Source organism: Nocardioides sp. NPDC000445 (genome assembly GCF_040300245.1).
Classification (GTDB): Bacteria; Actinomycetota; Actinomycetes; order Propionibacteriales; family Nocardioidaceae; genus Nocardioides.
The window spans coordinates 20,918-38,247 of the sequence record NZ_JBEPDH010000020.1; the positions used below are offsets into that span (position 1 = coordinate 20,918).

The 17,330-nt window shown below is 68.7% G+C and carries 13 protein-coding genes; all 13 read left to right on the forward strand.

Annotated elements, in window-relative coordinates; all coding sequences use genetic code 11:
- Positions 1-37: 37 nt before the first annotated feature.
- The 13 genes from ABT304_RS23730 to ABT304_RS23790 all read left to right on the forward strand — a co-directional run bounded on the left by ABT304_RS23730 (position 38) and on the right by ABT304_RS23790 (position 17,324).
- Complete coding sequence (locus ABT304_RS23730; protein ID WP_160024528.1) at positions 38-592, forward strand: YceD family protein; 555 nt, start codon at positions 38-40, stop codon at positions 590-592.
- A gap of 66 nt (positions 593-658) precedes the next feature.
- The gene (gene rpmF / locus ABT304_RS23735) at positions 659-844 is read left to right on the forward strand and encodes a 50S ribosomal protein L32 (protein ID WP_008358292.1); all 186 of its coding nucleotides are present in this window, start codon (positions 659-661) and stop codon (positions 842-844) included.
- A gap of 77 nt (positions 845-921) precedes the next feature.
- A complete protein-coding gene (gene rnc, locus ABT304_RS23740; protein ID WP_350719134.1) occupies positions 922-1,563 on the forward strand; it encodes a ribonuclease III in 642 nt (213 codons plus the stop codon).
- A 9-nt stretch (positions 1,564-1,572) separates the two neighbouring features.
- Positions 1,573-2,439 carry a bifunctional DNA-formamidopyrimidine glycosylase/DNA-(apurinic or apyrimidinic site) lyase gene (gene mutM / locus ABT304_RS23745; protein WP_160024527.1) on the forward strand — a complete coding sequence of 289 codons (867 nt, stop codon included), beginning with the start codon at positions 1,573-1,575 and terminating at the stop codon, positions 2,437-2,439.
- A gap of 430 nt (positions 2,440-2,869) precedes the next feature.
- The gene (locus tag ABT304_RS23750; RefSeq protein ID WP_350718994.1) at positions 2,870-3,991 is read left to right on the forward strand and encodes a glycosyltransferase family 2 protein; all 1,122 of its coding nucleotides are present in this window, start codon (positions 2,870-2,872) and stop codon (positions 3,989-3,991) included.
- A gap of 85 nt (positions 3,992-4,076) precedes the next feature.
- A complete protein-coding gene (locus ABT304_RS23755) occupies positions 4,077-4,880 on the forward strand; it encodes a DUF6576 domain-containing protein (protein ID WP_350718996.1) in 804 nt (267 codons plus the stop codon).
- 181 nt (positions 4,881-5,061) lie between these two features.
- Complete coding sequence (locus ABT304_RS23760) at positions 5,062-5,259, forward strand: hypothetical protein (protein ID WP_141803713.1); 198 nt, start codon at positions 5,062-5,064, stop codon at positions 5,257-5,259.
- A 302-nt stretch (positions 5,260-5,561) separates the two neighbouring features.
- Positions 5,562-7,598, forward strand: coding sequence for an acyltransferase family protein (locus ABT304_RS23765; RefSeq protein WP_350718997.1), 2,037 nt, complete (start codon positions 5,562-5,564; stop codon positions 7,596-7,598).
- A gap of 61 nt (positions 7,599-7,659) precedes the next feature.
- Complete coding sequence (locus ABT304_RS23770) at positions 7,660-9,456, forward strand: glycosyltransferase family 2 protein (protein WP_350718999.1); 1,797 nt, start codon at positions 7,660-7,662, stop codon at positions 9,454-9,456.
- A 65-nt stretch (positions 9,457-9,521) separates the two neighbouring features.
- The gene (locus ABT304_RS23775) at positions 9,522-11,183 is read left to right on the forward strand and encodes a glycosyltransferase family 2 protein (RefSeq protein WP_350719001.1); all 1,662 of its coding nucleotides are present in this window, start codon (positions 9,522-9,524) and stop codon (positions 11,181-11,183) included.
- Complete coding sequence (locus ABT304_RS23780) at positions 11,180-12,667, forward strand: glycosyltransferase family 61 protein (RefSeq protein WP_350719002.1); 1,488 nt, start codon at positions 11,180-11,182, stop codon at positions 12,665-12,667. The genes ABT304_RS23775 and ABT304_RS23780 overlap by 4 nt, the downstream gene beginning before the upstream one ends.
- A 206-nt stretch (positions 12,668-12,873) precedes the next feature.
- Complete coding sequence (gene smc, locus ABT304_RS23785; RefSeq protein ID WP_350719004.1) at positions 12,874-16,413, forward strand: chromosome segregation protein SMC; 3,540 nt, start codon at positions 12,874-12,876, stop codon at positions 16,411-16,413.
- Positions 16,414-16,556: 143 nt separating this feature from the next.
- Entirely contained in the window at positions 16,557-17,324 is a 768-nt protein-coding gene (locus ABT304_RS23790) for a hypothetical protein (protein ID WP_350719006.1), read from the forward strand.
- The last annotated feature ends 6 nt before the right edge of the window (positions 17,325-17,330 follow it).

Below are 17,330 nucleotides of genomic sequence, written 5' to 3' on the forward strand. Positions count from 1 at the left end.
CTCATCTGATCTGCCTGCCCTCATCCGGAAGTGAAACATGACTGCCCTGGACCCGAGAGCGCCGCTCGTGCTCGATACACGCGAGCTCGGCCGCCGCCCGGGGTCCGAGCGTCACGTGGAGCTGACGGTGCCGGCGCCGGCGGATCTTGGTATCGAAGTCCTCTCTGTCCCCGAGGGTTCGCCGGTCGAGTTCGACCTGCGGCTCGAGGCGGTCATGGAGGGTGTGCTGGTCACGGGGACGGCTTTCGCTGTCCTCGAGGGCGAGTGCGTGCGGTGCCTGGAGCCGATCGAGGACGAAGCCGAGGTCGACATCCAGGAGCTGTACGTCTACGACGACTCTCGTGACGGCCAGGCGCCTGATGAGGACGACGAGACCAGCCGGACCGAGGGCGATCTGATCGACCTCGAGCCGGTGCTCAGGGATGCGGTGGTGCTCGCACTGCCGTTCCAGCCGATGTGCCAGGACGACTGTCCGGGACTGTGCCCCGAGTGTGGGGCGCGGCTCGCGGACGATCCCGGGCACGACCACGGCGACAAGGTCGACCCGCGCTGGGCGGGGCTGGCTTCGCTGAAAGATGAGCCCAGCAACTAGAGTTCGCCAGTAACTAGGCTTCAGTAGCCGGTCGAGATCCGACCGGCCGAATAAGAGGAGAAAACAGTGGCTGTCCCGAAGCGGAAGATGTCGCGCAGCAACACCCGCCACCGCCGCTCGGCCTGGAAGGCCGTTGCGCCGACCCTGGTGACGTGCGCGAACCCCGCCTGCGGCGCCAAGCACATCCCGCACCGTGCGTGCGGCGAGTGCGGCCAGTACGGCGCTCGCGCCGAGCGTCGCCAGGTCCTCTGATCTGACACGCGGTTAGTCTCCTGACCAACTACGCCGAGCTTCGCAAAGCGCTCGGGGATCCGATCCTGGACCCCGAGCTGCTTGAGCGTTCGCTGACACACCGGTCCTACGCCTACGAGAACGGTGGCCTGCCCACCAACGAGCGCCTGGAGTTCCTGGGCGACTCGGTGCTCGGCGTCGTGGTCACCGAGACCCTCTATCGCACCCACCCAGACCTGCCCGAGGGCAAGCTGGCCAAGCTGCGGGCGGCAGTTGTGAACGCCCGCGCCCTGGCCGAGGTCGGTCAGGCCATCGGCCTCGGCCAGCACATCAAGCTGGGCCGTGGCGAGGAGGCCACCGGTGGGCGCGAGAAGGCGTCGATCGTCTCCGACACCGTGGAAGCGGTGATCGGAGCGGTCCACCTCTCCGGTGGCATCGAGGTCTCCACCGTCCTCGTCCACCGACTCTTCGACCCCCTCATCGAGGCGGCCTCCGACCTCGGTGCCGGGCTCGACTGGAAGACCTCGCTGCAGGAGCTCGCCGCCGAGCGTGCCCTCGGTGTGCCCGAGTACGTCATCACCGACGAGGGCCCCGACCACATGAAGACCTTCACCGCGAAGGTCCGGGTCGGCGAGCAGCTCTACGGCAACGGCGTCGGCCGCTCCAAGAAGGAGGCCGAGCAGGCCGCCGCGGAGACGGCCTACGGCGAGATCCAGGCCTCCGCTTCCTCCTCGGCCTGAGGTCGGTCGTTGCCTGAGCTCCCCGAGGTCGAGGTCGTACGCGCCGGCCTCGAGCGCCACGTACTCGGCGCGAGGATCCTCGCCGTCGAGGTCCTGCACCCCAGGCCCGTACGCCGCCACCTCGCCGGAGCCTCGGCCTTCGCCGAGGAGCTGAGGGGCCGCGTGCTCGTCGGCGCCCGCCGCCGCGGCAAGTACCTGTGGCTGCCGCTGGACTCCGGTGACGCCCTCATGGCCCACCTCGGGATGAGCGGCCAGATCCTCGTCCAGCCGCCGGAGTCGCCCGACGAACGGCACCTGCGAGTCCGCATCCGCCTCGAAGGAGCCGCGGAGGGTCGCGAGCTCCGCTTCGTCGACCAGCGCATGTTCGGCGGCCTCTCGATCAGCCCCGGGGGAGCCGAGCTTCCGCCCGAGATCGTCCACATCGCCCCCGACCCGCTCGAGGCCGCCTTCGACGCGGAGGCGGTCGTCCGGCGGGTCCGGCGATCGGCCAGCGGCATCAAGCGGATCCTGCTCAACCAGACCGTGATCAGCGGCGTCGGCAACATCTACGCCGACGAGGCACTCTGGCGCGCCAAGCTGCACGGTGAACGCCCGGGGGACCGGCTGACCGGCCCGAAGGTGCGCGAGCTGCTCGGCCACGTACGCGACGTGATGACCGAGGCGCTGGCCCAGGGCGGCACCTCCTTCGACGCGCTCTACGTCAACGTGAACGGCGAGTCGGGCTACTTCGAGCGGTCGCTCGCGGCGTACGGACGTGAGGGCGAGCCCTGCGACCGGTGCGGTGCCCCGATGCGCCGCACCGCCTTCATGAACCGCTCCTCCTACTTCTGCCCCACCTGCCAGCCGGCACCTCGAGCCCGGCGAATCCCGGGGTAGATAGTCCATCTGGACTATTCCTCACGGCCCCTTCGGGTCACCCGAATGTTGCGGCCGCGTGACAGTTCCGACGATCCTCAGCGTTGGTTAAGGAAACCGGATTCCAGTGGGTTAATCTCTGGTGCGTTCGTCCTGGGTTCAGCAGACGAGCACCGCCTTGTTCGGGAGGGCGGCATAAGCCGGGTGGCGACGTGGTCATCCGGATCTCGGGGAAGACAAACCACGGCCCACCCCTACCGGCACAGGCGTGCACCACACTCCATGCCAGCGGTTGGTCAACAGCTCGACAAGGACAACAGGTGGCTCCCCACAAGCTCCCGGAAGGACGCCCGACTGTGAGAGTTGCTCGGGGGTGACCGGCTGGAGGAAGCTGAGCGAAGCCGGCGTCCGTCGGGTGAGGGACCTGGCGGGGTTCAGGCCTACGCTCAGTGTGGTCGTACCGGTCTACAACGTGGCGGAGTACGTCGAGAAGAGCCTGCGCAGCATCCTGGACCAGCCGCGAAGCGAGATCTCCAAGCTCGAGGTGATCGTCGTCGACGACGGCTCGACGGACGGGTCGGCGCAGATCCTGCGGCGGCTTGCCGATGAGGAAGCCTGCGTCACCGTCATCACCCAGCCGAACTCAGGGGTGTCGCGAGCGCGTCACACCGGCATCGACGCGTCAACCGGCGAGCTGCTGACGTTCGTCGACCCTGACGACACCCTGCCGCGCGATGCATGGTCGGCGATGGTGCGGTCGTTGCGGCGTACGGGCTCGGACTTCGCGGTCGGTGCGGCGGAGCGGGTCGCGGTCGAAGACGGGGTGGAACGCAGGTTCATGACGCCGCTGATGCGCCGCAACCACGCCGAGGAACGGCTCAGGTGCCGGATCGAGGACGCGCCGCTGATGCTCGCCGACATCTTCGTGTGGAACAAGATCTTCCGGCGGTCGTTCTGGACGGAGAACGCGATCGCCTTCCCCGAGCGCACTCGCTACCAGGACCAGGTCGCACTCACCCAGGTGTTCCTCGCCGCGGACTCCTTCGACGTCATGACGGAGATCGTCTACGACTGGCAGGTCCGCTCCGACCGGTCCTCGGCGACGCAGAAGCGGGCACAGATCGCGAACCTCGTCGAGCGGATCGACACCAAGCGCCAGACCATCGACCTCGTACGCGCCGGCGGCTCGGCGACGCTGATGGAGACCCTGCTCGTCGAGGTACTGCCGATCGACATGTGGGAGCACTTCCGCGCGGCGGTCCACCCCGACACCGAGGACCCGAGCCGCTACTGGAAGCTGCTGCGCGGCGCCGTGCTGGAGTTCTGGTACGACGCCGGGGTGCCGTTCGAGCACACGGCCGTTCCACGTGCTCAACGGCTGATGGCGTGGCTGGTCGCCCAGGACCGCGCCAAGGACCTCACCGCGCTGATCGCGATGATCGACAGGTATGGCGCGCGAGCGGCTTTTCGGCAACATCCGTGGCGCAACGATCCGGCGCTTCCCCCGGATCTGGGCAACATCGAGGAAGTCGGTGGGAGTGCCCTGCTGACGCGGCAACCAATGCGTGGATAGGCTCGGCCCCGTGCGAGAACGTTTCCGGTTGACCCCAGGCGGTCGTTACCCCCACGAGCCTTGGTTCCACATCGGTTCATTGGGGGTGACCACGACGTGGCTCGTGGTCTTCGCGAGCATCGTCGGGCTGATCCTCTTCGCCGTGATGGGCGGCCAGGGTGTGCTGGCCGGGCTCGCCCTGATCCAGCCCAACCTCGCCGAGCTCAAGCTGTGGACGCTGTTCACCTGGCCCTTCGCCTACCCGCAGTTCAGCATCTTCGACGTCCTGGCGATCTTCTTCTTCTGGTACTTCGGCTCCGACCTCGAGCGCAACGAGCTCGGCCGGGTCCGGTTCGCCTGGATGCTGGTGGCGTTCACGGCGGTGCTCTCGTTCCTGACCGTCGTCTTCGGTGCGGTGCTGGACCCGTCCTACCTCCTCGCCGGTCTCGGGATGCTGGAGATGATGGTGGTGCTGCTGTGGATCGCGCAGTGGCCCGACCGGATGTTCATGTTCAACATCCCGGCCTGGCTCTTCGGCGTGATCCTCGTCGGCATCCAGCTGATCCAGTACCTCGGCTACCGCAGCTGGGTGATGCTGCTCGTCTTCGTCGTCGGCCTCGTCGTCAACGCCTTCGTGGCGCGCCAGTTCGGCCTGCTCGACCGGTTCGCCTGGATCCCGCAGGTGGCCGGCGGTCCCGGCCAGCCGAAGCCGGCCAAGCCCGCCAAGGCCAAGAAGCGCAAGTCGGGCCCGACCGTCGTCACCGGTCCCTGGGAGTCCTCGACCGTCTCCAAGGACGACCAGCGGATGGACGAGCTCCTCGAGAAGATCCACGCCGAGGGCGCCGACTCGCTGACCAGCAAGGAGAAGAAGGAGCTCATGCAGCTGCGTGAGCGCCGACGCCGCGGCTGAGTCGAAATGAGCCGAAGTTGAGTGCGATCCACTCAAGTTCAGGCCGTATTCGCGGGGAATGCATGGTCGGAGGTCCCGGCTTTGGACGCGTGACGTTGACGCTTGTCGATAACGGTGTCACCCTTGTAGACGGCCCGGTATCGCGGGAACTTCTAGTGATTCCAACGAAGGAAACGTATTCATGGCGAAGGCGCTGATCGGTTACATGAGCAGCGACCTGCGGACTCCCGCCCACCTCACAGCCGAGAATGCTCGGCTTCGTGCGCGTGTGCGTGAGCTCGAGGATCTCGTTCTCACTCTGAAGACGGAGAACGACGCTCTGGTAGCGGCTCACACTGCTGACCTGGACACCTCGATGCAGGAGATGCAGCCCGCCTGACCTGCGGGCAACTCAGCAACACCACGAGCGAGTGCTATTTCTGCTTCAGGCTGGCCTCGTTCAGGGGGAACCGACTCTGGTGACAGGGTCGGTTTCGACCTTTTCGGGCTGAGTACACACTGGGCGGAGCGACCCCCGAAATTCACCCTTCAGGTGGCGGGGGACAACCGACTTGGTTAAGATCACGCGGTTCGCCGCGGACGGCGGGCATCCGCATCCTCCCCCACAGGAGCTCCTCCCTTGTACTCGTTGTGTCATGCCCTGGACTCGGCGCGCGCGCTGCTGCCACCAGAAGCCGCACGATGAAGGGACGTCCCGGCCCGCGAGTCGACATCCAGGCGCTGCGGGCCCTCGCGGTGTCGCTCGTCGTCGTCTACCACTTCTGGCCGCACCGGCTCACCGGCGGCTACATCGGCGTCGACGTCTTCTTCGTCATCTCGGGATTCCTGATCACCACGCACCTGTTGGACCACGTCCCGTCGTCGCTGCGTGACCTCGCTGAGTTCTGGGGGAGGCGGATCCGACGGCTGCTCCCGGCCGCGCTGAGCGTGATCGTGGTGACGCTGGCGGCCACATGGTGGATCGCTCCGGCGACGCTGTGGGACGGTACGGCCCGGCAGGCGGTCGCCTCCGCCATCTACGTGCAGAACTGGTTCCTCGCGGGGGAGGCGGTGGACTATCTCGCTGCCGACAACGCTGCCACGCCGGTGCAGCACTACTGGTCGCTCTCGGTCGAGGAGCAGTTCTACCTTCTCTGGCCCGTGCTCCTGCTCGCCGTCGGCGTGGTCGCCCGCCGCCGCGGGATCTCGGCACGCCGCGTCGCAGGCGTCGCCGTGGCGCTCCTCGTGGCCGGCTCGCTGCTCTGCTCGGTCCTGATCACCGACGCCTCTGCCTACTTCGTGACCCAGACACGGGTCTGGGAGCTGGGTCTGGGCGGCCTGGTCGCGGCCGCCGCACCGCGCCTGGGCCGATTGCCGGACTTCGCGCGTTTGGCGCTGGTCTGGAGCGGACTGGGGCTGGTGGCGTACGCCTCGGTGGTCTTCGACCACGCCACCGTGTTCCCCGGCGTCGCTGCACTGGTCCCGGTCGTCGGAGCCGCTCTGGTCATCGCCGCCGACGTACGCCGCGGGAGGCTGTCTCCGCTGTGGCTGATGGCAAGGCGTCCGTTACAGGTGCTAGGCGATCTGTCCTACTCGATCTATCTGTGGCATTGGCCGATGGTCGTCCTGCTGCCCTACGCGCTGGACGGCCCGGTTCCGGGCGTGGTCAAGCTCTTCGGCCTGTGTGCTGTCGTTCTGGCCGCGTGGGCGACCAAGACCTACGTGGAAGACCCGCTGCGCGGGCGGCGGCCGCTCGGTCTTCCACTGCGCCGCAGTTTCGCGTTCGCACTGGCCGGAGCACTGGTCATCGGCACCTGCGGGTTCGCGCTCCACCGCGAGTCCGAGGCGCAGGCCCGGCAGACGGCGGCACCCTCGTCCGCCGAGGACCCGTGTTATGCCGCGGCTGCGCTGTCCCAGGCGTCATGCGCCCCGCACGGCTCGGGAGAGCTCTACCTGCCGCCGCTGGCCGCGGTCGACGACAAGTCTCGACTCTTCGAGAATGGGTGCGTCCTCGAGATGGACGACACGTCCCGGCGTACCTGCACCTTCGGCAGCGATGCACCCGACGCGACTCCGGTCGCGTTGGTGGGCAACTCGCATGCCGCGATGTGGGCACCGGCGCTCGAGGTCGTCGCGCGGGAGCGCAACTGGCAGGTCACGGCCTACCTGATGTACGAGTGCTACACCGTCGACCGGCCGGTTGAGCTGCCCGACCAGGCGGCGACGAAAGCGTGCGCCGACTGGAACAGCTACGTCATCAACCGGGTCGCCCGTGGTCCGGAACGGCTGGTGGTGGTCAGCAACCGCTATTACCGCACCATGGCCGCCGCCGACGGCGATCGCGGCGAGAGCCTCGAGCTGGCCCGTAAGGCGTCCGGCCGGGTGCTGAAGCGTTGGGTGGCCGCAGACAAGAAGGTACTGGTGATCGAGGACCCGCCCACGCCGCCGACGCCGAACACGCCGACCTGCGTCGCTGCCAACCCGCGTGATCTCGGCGAGTGCGACGGGAGCGTGAAGCAGACCGCCTCACCGGACCCGATGGCGGCCGTCGCCCGCACCTCACCCCTGGACGGTGTCGAGGTGCTCGACACCACCACCGACTTCTGCCGTGACGGCAGGTGCTACGCGACGATCGGCGGGGTGGTGGCCTATTACGACCGCTCGCACGTGACCGCGACATACGTGAAGAGCCTGACCGGCCGCCTCGACGCGGCCACGACGGCAGCCCTAGGAAATTGAAGGACCCATGCCCACACACCCCGTGACAAGTGCACCAGCCGAACCCCGTGAGGACGAGGTGTTGGCGAGCACCGAGGACGTACGGACCTATCTCGCGCAGCTGCCGCGGCCGGCCCGCCAGGTGTCCATCGTGGTCGCCGACGTGGATCTGGTCCGCGTCCTGACGCTCGCCGACCCGGAGGTCACCGCGCAACGGTTCGCGATGCGGATCGAGCGGTGGGAGTCCCCGCACAGTCGGTGGAACGGCCGCCTCGGCTGGGCGCCGGGAGTGATCCGCCACGAGGTGCGCTATCCGCGCAACGGCGTCGGCACCGCCGAGGTCGAGATCGTGCTGCGCGAGCCGATCCCGCTCGCCTCGATCGTTCGCGCCGTCTACCCGCTCTTCGCGGTCACGCGCGGGCAGCACGGCTACGGGTACGTCGAGCTCGGCACCGACGCGCTTGCGCCCGCCGGGCTCGGGCTGCTGCCCATGCCGGCGGCACCGGGCATCCCGGAGCTGCCGGTCGACCACCTCAGCGGCGTCGGCCTGAGCCTCGCCGACATCGGCCTGGTCAGCGACCCCTCGCGGCTGGCGGAGCTGACCGCGGTCAAGGACGACCCGGCGAACACGGTCTTCCGGCACCCACTGGCCGTCGACGCCACGACCGGACACCTAGTCGTCTCCGACCGTGGCATCGCGCCGTTGGTCGACCTCAACGTGCACAACCCCGTCGGGCGGTTCCAGGGTTGGTACGACCCCGACGGATGGCTGACGGCGACCCTCGCCTCCGGGCAGCTGCGGCTCGAGCCGACTGCTGTCTCGAGCCCCGCGGCGACGGGGTTCGCTCAGGCGCTGACGGAGCCGCTGCGCGCCGCGGACGTGCGCAGCCTGCGCCGGATCGAGTCGGTGGATCTGTCCGGGCTCGAGGTCACCGACGCCGGCGAGGAGCGTGCGGTCTACCGCCGGCTGGCCGAGCTGGCGGCCACCGGCGTCATCCTGCACTCGCTCCCCGCCGCGATGCGGCTCGCCGAGGACGTACTCGGTAAGGAATTGGCTGCGATGCTGCGCCTGCCGCACCGACCGAGCAGCGGCCTGGTGCGCGAGCTGCGGTCGGTGCCCCAGAGACGCGAGGCGATGGAGCGTTTCGGCGGCTTCTTCGAGCTCGCCGGCCACGCCCAGGAGCACGGGCACCGGCTGCTCCCCAAGGTCAGCGCGGTCCTCTCCACAATGCGGCCGGGCCGCGTCGCCGGGGTGATCGAGGCACTCGCCGCGCAGCGTTATCCGCACCTGGAGATCATCGTTGCCGTCCACGGTGCCGAGGGGCCGCTCCCGCCGCGGCTCGAGAAGGTCATCGCAGCGACCGGCGCGATCGTCACCCGCCACGAGAAGGAGAAGGCGTTCGGTTCCGTCCTGGCCGACGCTGCGCGAGCGGCCTCGGGAGACCTGGTCGTGAAGATCGACGACGACGATATCTACGGCCCGCAGGTGATCGGCGACCTGGTGCTCGCCTACCTCTACTCCGGCGCCGACATGGTCGGGAAGACGACCGAGTACCTCTACCTCGAGGCGCTCGACCACACCGTCCACCGCACCTTCGCGACCGAGGCGTACCACTACCAGCTTGCCGGCGGCGCGATGATGCTCTCCACCGGCATGCTCAACGAGATCGGTGGGTGGCGGCCCACGCCCAACTCGACCGACCGATCGGTGCTGATCCGGGCTGGGAACGCTGGTGCGATCGGTTATCGCACCCACGGGCTCGGCTACGTCTACATCCGTCACGCCGACGGACACACCTGGCTGCGGGACGACTCCAGCCTGGTCGCCGGCTCCTACGAACAGTGGCCACGCTTCATGCCCGAGATCGTCGAAGGCTGAGCGCTCAAGCGCTCAGCCGTCCAGAACCCCTAGCGAAACCCTCACAGAAGGCCCAGAAAGACTCCATGCCGAAGTCATTGACCCCCAACCCTGCGCTCAGAGACGTCGTCTTCAAGAACCAATGGCGCGACGTGTTCGACGGCACCGTCCCGGACGGCTGGGAGCCGACGCTGAAGGTCTCGGTGGTCACCGCCGCCTTCAACTCCAAGACCCTCGATCTCACCCTCGCCTCGCTCGCGGCGCAGGACTATCCGGAGGAACTCCTCGAGGTCATCGTCATCGACGACGGCAGTGAGCCGGCGGTCGAGATCGGGACGTACGCTCCGAAGAACACGCGACTGATCCGAGTCCACGAGGAACTCGGCGAGGGCTGGGGACGCTCCAACGCGCTGCAAATCGGCATCGAGGCCTCCGACGGCGACATCATCTACTGGGTCGACTCGGACATGATCCTCTTCTCCGACAACGTGCGTGAGCACGCGAAGTGGGCGCACTTCATCCCCGAGGCCGCGACCATCGGCCACAAGGGGTTCGTCGAGGAGTGGGACTTCACTCCCGAGCAGGTCTTCAAGGAGGTCAGGTCCGGCGAGATCCGCAAGCACCACGACTTGGAGACCCTGCACCGGCACTGGTCGCTGGACATCTACGAGGAGACCGACGACCTCAACACCAGCGGTGGTCGCAACTACTCCACGCACATGGGGGCGTGCGCGACGGTTACCCGCTCGGTCTACGAGCAGACCTTCGGGCAGCGTCCTGAGCTGAAGCTCGGAGACGACACCGAGATCGCCTACCAGATCTGGCAGCGGGGCGCGGTCTTCATTCCGGTGCAGTCGGCCCAGACCTATCACCTGGGTCGTGCGACGGTGCAGGACAAGGGCCGCGAGGTCGCCCACTTCAACGACGTCCACTTCGCGCAGCGGATGCCGATCCCGCGCTACCGGCGTGCCGCGACGAACCGGCAGTGGGAGGTGCCGTTCGTCACCGCGGTGGTGAAGGTCGATGTCGAAACCGCCGAGGTCGCCCGGCGCTGCGTCGACATGCTGCTCAACCAGACCGAGTCCGACCTGCAGGTGCTGCTTGTCGGTCCCTGGTCGAAGCTGGAGACCGGGCGGCGTCGGGTGCTCGCCGACGTGGCGGTCGAGCTTCACCTGCTCCAAGAGTGGTATCGGTGCGAGGGCCGCGTCACGATGGTCGAGGACGACCCCGACGACGTCTTCCCCTCGCCCTACCGCCTCGACGTACCGGTCACCCTCGGACTGGGACCCAGCGCACTGAACGAGATCATGCGGGACGTCTACGGCAACGACCTCGGCGTGGTGAACTACTTCCCGCCCGAGGGTGTCGAGCAGTCCGAGGTCCTCACGATCAGGCCGACCCAGGCCTACAGCCGGGCGTTGCGATACGCCTCCGAGACGGTCAGCCCCATCGAGGCTCTCGACGCCGTGTGGGGGGTCGAGTGGCGATCCAGCAAGGAGCTCGGTCTCATCGACCTTCGCACGGCCGAACCGGTCAAGAAGATCACCCGTGGGGACAGTGACCTGGCCATGGCCGATCTGCGGGAACAGCTGGCGATGGCACGCCAGCGGATCGAGAACATCAGGAACCGGGCACATGCCAACCGGAAGCGCGCTGAGGTCGCGGAGGCGCGTGCCGAAGCGCTGGGCATCAAGCGCCGCGTCCGCAGCAAGGTCGGGCGGGTTGCGCGCGGTCTGCGGCGTTCATGAACGGCATCACCGAGGAGCAGATCCAAGGGCTCGTCGAGGCCAGAGACGTCGCAGGAGCCGTAGCCGCGCTCGAGGAGTGGCGCCAGCAGAGCGGGCGGAGTCCTGACGAGGGGCTGTTGATCGCCGCCGAGGCCCTGCAGCATGGCGCCGGTCGTCTCGTTGCTGACCGTCTGGTCCGTCTGGACGGGACCTTTGACGGGAGCAGGTTCAACGCCGTCGTGCGCTTCCTCAGCTTCTACGGGCTGCAGGATCTGGCGGTCGGAGTGGTTGGCGAGGTGGAGCAGCTCGGGTTGCTCCCCAGCGGCGACCAGCGGTTGGAGAGCGCAAAGAGCGTCATCGACGGCGTGCGGCGCCAATTCGAGGAGTTCACCAAGCACGTCGACAGCGGGGCGTACGAGCTCGTCCGACTCACTGAAGCGCGCGAGTTCGAGCGCCGTCCGATGCCAGATCACCTACCGCTCGACAGCGACGCAGACCTGGTCTGCTTCCAGACCGGGTCGAAGCTTGCGGACCAGCCGTCCACGTTCGACCAAGACTTCGCCGAGCTGCCGGTCGACCAGCGCGAGGCGCTGCTGGCGGCTGGGTTCGACCGCGGACACACCGAGACCGACGTCGAGCGGGTCTTCCTCGCCCGAGACGTGCGTTTCTGCATCAGCAACGAGGATGTCGCCACGGCCTTCACCGGGCAGCGCCGTACCCGCGTGATCCGCGCCTCCCGGTACGCCAAGGCGAGCAGCCTCAACGTCGCCGCGCCCATCACCGACCAGATCTCTGCTGCGTACGTCTTGCCGTTCGCGCACAACTACGTGAACTACTACCACGCGATCGCTGAGACGGCGGCTGGCCTGCGGAGCGTCCACAGGGTTCCCGACCATGTCCCGATCGTCTACGTCGAGGACCGCTTCGGTGTCCTGCCCTTCGTCTTCGAGCGGCTCGGGCTCGATCCGTCCCGCCTGGTCGCGGCCAAGGATCTCGAGAGCACCCTCGTCGCTTGTGCCTACTGGCCGGACCCACCGCCGTTCCTGTGGGCCCGCTGGGTCTATGACTTCTTCGGCGCTCTGGGGTCGGGCGACATCGACCGGCGCTACCGCCGCGTCTACCTCTCCCGGGCTCGGTCGGTACGCTCGTTCGACAACGAGGCCGACGTCGAGAGCACCCTCGCCCGCCTCGGCTACCAGATCGTCTACGCCGAAGACCTGGACATAGCCGAGCAGGCACATGTTTTCGGCGCCGCCGACGTCATCGTCGCCCCACATGGTGCCGGCCTCACCAACCTGGTCTTCTCCCGCTCCGGCACCCGGCTCGTGGAGCTCTTTCCCTCGACGTTCGTGAAACCCAACTTCTATCTCAGATCCAAGCACCTCGGGGTCGACTATCGGGCCATGGTCGTATCCGACAACACCGTCGACCTGAGCCTTCTCCTCCAGCTCGTCGGGAGTGTGGATCGGCCGTGGGCCCCGGGCTGGTTGGCTGCCTGGCGCTGAAGGCCGGTGGACGACGGTTGAGCCGTGATGTATCGATCTCGACAGGCTCGATCTCGAGGTCCCCAGATCGACGGACCCGGCGGGTTATCCTCGACCCGCTGGGGTTCCCCTGAGCAGCGGCGATTAGATTTGCTGGCTCACCTCAGCCACGCTGATGTGTTGCGAACTGTGTACGACCACGTGGTCCTGAGCCGGGGGAGAAGCCGATGTACCTCAAGCGTCTGACGCTGAAGGGTTTCAAGTCGTTCGCCTCCGCGACGACCCTCGAGCTCGAACCGGGGATCACCTGCATCGTCGGCCCCAACGGCTCGGGCAAGTCCAACGTGGTCGACGCGCTCGCCTGGGTCATGGGTGAGCAGGGCGCCAAGAGCCTGCGCGGCGGCAAGATGGAGGACGTCATCTTCGCCGGTACGGCCGGCCGTGCCCCGCTGGGCCGCGCCGAGGTCTCGCTGACGATCGACAACACCGACGGCGCGCTGCCGATCGAGTACGCCGAGGTCACCATCTCGCGCACGATGTTCCGCAACGGCGGCTCGGAGTACGCCATCAACGGCAGCCCGTGCCGGCTGCTCGACGTCCAGGACCTGCTCAGTGACTCCGGCATCGGCCGCGAGATGCACGTCATCGTCGGCCAGGGCCAGCTCGACACGATCCTGCGGGCGACGCCGGAGGACCGCCGCGGCTTCATCGAGGAGGCGGCCGGCGTCCTCAAGCACCGCAAGCGCAAGGAGAAGGCGCTGCGCAAGCTCGACTCCACGCAGGTCAACCTGGACCGGCTCCAGGACCTGCTCGTCGAGATCCGCCGCCAGCTCAAGCCGCTCGGCCGCCAGGCAGAGGTCGCCCGGCAGGCGCAGACGGTGCAGATGGACGTACGCGACGCCAAGGCCCGCATCTACGCCGACGACCTGGTCACCGCCAAGACCGAGCTCGACAAGGAGCTCGCCGACGAGGGTGCGCTGCTGGCCCGGCGGGCCGAGGTCGAGGAGACCATTGCGGAAGGACGCGAGCAGGAGGCGGTCCTGGAGGCTGCCCTGCGCGAGGACCTGCCGGCGCTGGCCGCCGCGCAGGAGACCTGGTTCGCGCTGAACTCGCTGCGCGAGCGGCTGCGCGGCACCCAGTCACTGGCCTCCGAGCGGGTGCGCAACGCGGCCGGCTCCGAGGACCTGGAGGTGCGCCAGGGGCGCGACCCCGAGGAGCTCGAGGCCCAGGCCGAGGTGGCTCGCGAGCAGGAGGAGACCGCCGACGCCGAGGTCGAGGAGCTTCGCTACTCCCTCGAGGAGGCCGTCGAGTCTCGTAAGGAAGCGGAGGATGCCGCGGCCGAGGAGGAGCGCCGGGTCAAGGGGCTCGAGCGCGCCGCCGCCGACCGTCGCGAGGGGCTGGCCAGGTTGACCGGTCAGGTCAACGCGCTCAAGTCGCGGGCCGCTGCCGCCGACGACGAGGTCGGGCGCCTGACCGCTGCCCGCGAGGAGGCGCTGGCGCGCGCCGAGCGGGCTCAGCGCGACTTCACCGCCCTGGAGACCAAGGTCGCCGGGCTGGACGCGGGGGAGGAGGGCCTCGATGCCGAGCACGAGGCCGCTGCCGCGGCCCTCGAGGACATCGAGGAGCGACTCGCCAAGCTGCAGGCCGAGGCTCAGCAGGCCGACCGGGACCGCTCGACGCTGGCCGCCCGCAAGGACGCCCTGGAGATGGGGCTGAACCGCAAGGACGGTGCCGGCGCGCTGCTCGGCTCCGACCTTCCGGGAGTGCTGGGGTCGGTCGCCTCGCTGCTGGCGGTCCGCTCCGGCTACGAGGCCGCGGTCGCGGCGGCGCTCGGGACCGCGTCGGACGCGGTCGTCGTCGAGTCCGCCGAGCGTGCCGTCGGCGCGATCGAGCATCTCAAGACCGAGGACCTCGGCCGCGCCGGGCTGCTCCTGGGCGGCTCTCCTGAGGAGACCGGCGGCTGGCCGGCGCTGCCGTCCGGTGCCGAGTACGCCCTGGACGTGGTCGAGTGCCAGCCGGTGCTGCGGCCCGCGGTGGCGCGGCTGCTCGACAAGGTCGCGGTGGTCGAGGACCTCGCCACCGCCAAGGCGCTCGCGGCGGAGAATCCCGAGGTCACCGCGGTGACCCGCGAGGGCGACCTGATCGGCGCCCACTTCGCCTCCGGCGGCTCCTCCAGCGTACCCAGCCTGATCGAGGTGCAGGCCGCGGTCGACGAGGCCACCGCCCAGCTCGCCGAGGCCCACGCGGTCTCCGAGCGGGCCACCTTCGAGACCTCCCGGCTCGAGGCCGAGCGGCTGGCCGCGCAGAAGCGGGTCGACGTGGCGCTGGCCAAGCTGCACGAGTCCGACGCGACCCTGGCCGCCGTGGCCGAGGAGCTCGGCCAGTTCGGCGCGCAGTCGCGTGCGGCTCGCGGCGAGGCCGAGCGGCTGCTGGCCGCCGTCGAGCAGGCGCAGGAGGCGCGTGAGAACGCCGTCGCCGGGCTCGCCGAGCTCGAGGAGCGCCTCGCGATGGCCGAGGAGGACCCCGAGGAGGAGCCCGACGTCAGCGCCCGCGAGGAGTTGGCCCAGGCGGCCCGCGACGCACGACAGCGCGAGATGGACGCGCGGTTGGCGCTGCGTACCTCTGAAGAGCGCGCCCGCGCGCTGGCCGGCCGTGCCGAAGGTCTGCTCCGTGCGGCCCGTCAGGAGCGCGAGCAGCGCGCCAAGGCGGCCGCCCGCCGCGAGCAGATGCGCCGCGAGGGTGAGGCCGCGCGAGCGGTCGGCACCGCGGTGGCGTACGCGCTGGACCGTCTCGAGGTCTCGGTGCAGCAGGCCGCCCGAGTGCGCACCGAGATCGAGGAGTCGCGCGCCGGGCGCGAGCAGGCGCTGCGCGAGTGCCGCTCGCTGCTGCGCAACCTCGGCAAGGAGCTCGAGGAGCTGGTCAACTCCGTCCACCGCGACGAGATGGCCCGCGCTCAGCAGCGGATGCGCATCGAGCAGCTCGAGGAGCGGATCCTCGAGGAGCTCGGTCTGGACGCCGAGGCGATCGTCAAGGACTACGGTCCCGACCAGCTCGTCCCGCAGCACCCTGACGAGGACGGCAACGAGCGCGAGCCGATCCCGTACGTCCGCGCCGAGCAGGCCAAGCGGCTCAAGATCGCCGAGAAGAACCTGCGTGCGCTGGGCAAGGTCAACCCGCTCGCCCTCGAGGAGTTCGCGGCCATGGAGGAGCGTCACAAGTTCCTCACCGAGCAGCTCGAGGACCTCAAGCAGACCCGCAAGGACCTCCTCGACATCGTCAAGGAGGTCGACAACCGCGTCGAGCAGGTCTTCACCGAGGCCTGGGAGGACGTACGCGTCGCCTTCGACCACGTCTTCGCGCGGCTCTTCCCCGGCGGTGAGGGTCGCCTGGTCCTCACTGACCCGGAGAACATGCTCACCACCGGCATCGAGGTCGAGGCGCGGCCGCCGGGCAAGAAGGTCAAGCGGCTCTCGCTGCTCTCCGGTGGCGAGCGGTCCCTGGTGGCGGTCGCGTTCCTGGTGTCCTTGTTCAAGGCGCGGCCGAGCCCGTTCTACATCCTCGACGAGGTCGAGGCCGCGCTCGACGACACCAACCTCGGCCGGCTCCTGGAGATCTACGAGGAGCTGCGCGAGTCCTCACAGCTGCTCGTCATCACCCACCAGAAGCGCACCATGGAGGTCGGCGACGCCCTCTACGGCGTCACCATGCGCGGCGACGGTGTCACCACCGTCATCTCGCAGCGCCTCCGTGACGCCCAGCCTGCCTGAGTGTTCCCATGCGTCGAGCCGCGAGCGACTACGACGCCTGACACTGAAGGGCCGCCCAGCGGCGATTGCGAGACCGTCCTCAACATCGAGGAGGCACGGCTGCACCGATCTCAGCCGGCTGAACGGCATGCTTCCATGAGCGCGTGATACCGAGACACCGCGGCGCACGCGTGCTCACCTCGGCCGCACTCGCCGGGTCAGGGGTCCTTGCCTACCTGGCAGCGTGGCAACGCTGGTCCGGAGTGTGTCCGCGTGGTGGCTTCGACGAACCTGCCTGCCTCGAGCGGCAGGACCACCTCTACGACTACCAGTGGCCGGCCAGCCCGTGGCACCCGGTCGGGGATGCAGCTGAGCTCTACGGGATCTCGGTCCTGTTGCTGGCCGTCGCGGCGCTCGCACTGCCGTTTCTGCTGGCGCCCACCTTTCGTCGCCTCATCCTGTGGCCGCTCGCCGTCATCCCGGCTGCCGCTCTCACCGGCATCGGCGTGCTGGCCTTGGCATCTGGGATCGCGGGCAGGCCGGTCTCGGTTCCGGACTTCTACCTGACGACCCTCATCGTCGTTGACGGCGTGCTGTGGCCCATCGCGCTGATCCTTGCTGCCGTGATCGCAGCGGGTGCGTCGATCCCGACGGGATGGCCCGAGGCTTCCGTGGACCGGCCGTCCATCGCACGGTCCGTGAGCACGGTGGTCACAGCGCTGCTGATCGCCGCGACGACCGTGCTGCCGACATACTTCCTCGTTGGTCCAATCGCTGCGGGCTATGTCTCCCACGACACAGCCCCCTGGTCTGAAGCTCCCGCCGGCGCGCTCCTCGTCCTTGCCGCCATCGTCATGTGGCCGGCGACGACGAGTGTCACGGCCCGGAGGTCGACCCAAAGTGCTCAGCCTGAGACGGCGCGCGTGTCTTGATCGCTG

What these genes read in the sequence shown, in the direction of transcription:
- smc (WP_350719004.1), top strand. Translation starts at nt 12,874, where the DNA reads ATGTACCTCAAGCGTCTGACGCTGAAGGGTTTCAAGTCGTTCGCCTCC.
- ABT304_RS23780 (WP_350719002.1), top strand. Translation starts at nt 11,180, where the DNA reads ATGAACGGCATCACCGAGGAGCAGATCCAAGGGCTCGTCGAGGCCAGA.
- ABT304_RS23775 (WP_350719001.1), top strand. Translation starts at nt 9,522, where the DNA reads ATGCCGAAGTCATTGACCCCCAACCCTGCGCTCAGAGACGTCGTCTTC.
- ABT304_RS23765 (WP_350718997.1), top strand. Translation starts at nt 5,562, where the DNA reads ATGAAGGGACGTCCCGGCCCGCGAGTCGACATCCAGGCGCTGCGGGCC.
- ABT304_RS23730 (WP_160024528.1), top strand. Translation starts at nt 38, where the DNA reads ATGACTGCCCTGGACCCGAGAGCGCCGCTCGTGCTCGATACACGCGAG.
- ABT304_RS23760 (WP_141803713.1), top strand. Translation starts at nt 5,062, where the DNA reads ATGGCGAAGGCGCTGATCGGTTACATGAGCAGCGACCTGCGGACTCCC.